The 1,420-nt window shown below is 69.0% G+C and carries 1 protein-coding gene; it reads right to left on the bottom strand.

All coding sequences use genetic code 11. The features are described 5' to 3' along the window. Positions 1-222 precede the first annotated feature (222 nt). A partial coding sequence (gene rimO / locus VQ03_RS30280; RefSeq protein ID WP_048454647.1) for a 30S ribosomal protein S12 methylthiotransferase RimO occupies positions 223-1,420 on the bottom strand: 1,198 nt, incomplete at its 5' end.

Genomic DNA, 1,420 nt, shown 5'->3' with positions numbered 1-1,420 from the left:
TTCCCCTCTCCCCGCGGGCGGAGAGAGGGCCATGTCGCCGTTCAGGGGACATGGCTAGCGCAGGCGCAGCCGGAGCGAGGGTGAGGGGGGTCTCGACGAGCGAGACTCCTCCGGAAACACCCCTCACCCTCGGCTACCGCCTCGCTTTGGTGACAGCAAGGTCACCAAAGCCCTCTCCCTGCCCGCGGGGAGAGGAGGAGATGCGCACGACGCGATGCCCCCTCACACCGCCACTCCGTGCAGGTCATACGCATCCGCCGATTCGATCTTCACCGTCACGATATCCCCGACCCGGACCGGGCGGCGGAAGGCGACGTGGACGTTGCCGTCGATCTCCGGCGCGTCGTACTTCGAGCGGCCCTTGGCGACGGTCGGGCCGGCGGCGTCGATGATGACCGGCAGGCGCTTGCCGACCTTGGCCTTCTGCAACCGCAGGGACACGGCCTGCTGCGTCTCCATGAACCGGCGCTGGCGCTCGGCCTTGACCGCGTCCGGCACGGCCTCCGCGACTTCGTTGGCCGGGGCGCCGCGGACCGGCTCGTACTGGAAGCAGCCGACGCGCTCGAGCTTGGCCTCCTTGAGCCAGGTCAGCAGCTCCTCGAACTCCTCCTCGGTCTCGCCGGGGAAGCCGACGATGAAGGTCGAGCGGATGGCGAGATCCGGGCAGGTGGTGCGCCAGGAGCGGATGCGCTCCAGCATCTTCTCCTGGTTGCCGGGGCGGCGCATGCGCTTGAGCACCGTCGGGCTCGCGTGCTGGAGCGGCATGTCGAGATAGGGCAGCACCTTGCCCTCGGCCATCAGCGGGATGACCTCGTCGACATGGGGGTAGGGGTAGACGTAGTGCAGGCGCACCCAGGCGCCGAGCTCGCCCAGCTCCTTGGCGAGGTCGTAGAAGCGGGCCCGCACCTCGCGGTCGCGCCAGGGACTCGTGGCGTAGCGGGTATCGATGCCGTAGGCGCTGGTATCCTGCGAGACGACCAGCAGCTCCTTGACGCCGGCCTTCACCAGCTTCTCGGCCTCGCGCAGCACATCCGCGGCCGGCCGGCTGACGAGGTCGCCGCGCAGCTGCGGGATGATGCAGAACGTGCAGCGGTTGTTGCAGCCCTCGGAGATCTTCAGATACGCGTAATGCCGCGGCGTCAGCTTGACCCCTTGCGGCGGGACCAGGTCGAGGAACGGATCGTGGGCCGGGGGCACCGCCTCGTGGACCGCGGCGACCACCGATTCGTAGGCCTGCGGCCCGGTCACCGCGAGCAGGTTCGGATACTTCTCGCGGATTTCCTCGGGCTGCGCGCCCATGCAGCCGGTGACGATCACCCGGCCGTTCTCCGCCATGGCGTCGCCGATCGCCTGTAGCGACTCGGCCTTGGCCGAATCGAGGAAGCCGCAGGTATTGACGATCACCACGTCGGCGCCGTCG

Source organism: Methylobacterium tarhaniae (assembly GCF_001043955.1).
Classification (GTDB): Bacteria; Pseudomonadota; Alphaproteobacteria; order Rhizobiales; family Beijerinckiaceae; genus Methylobacterium; species Methylobacterium tarhaniae.
This window is presented reverse-complemented; position numbering and strand designations above follow the sequence as displayed.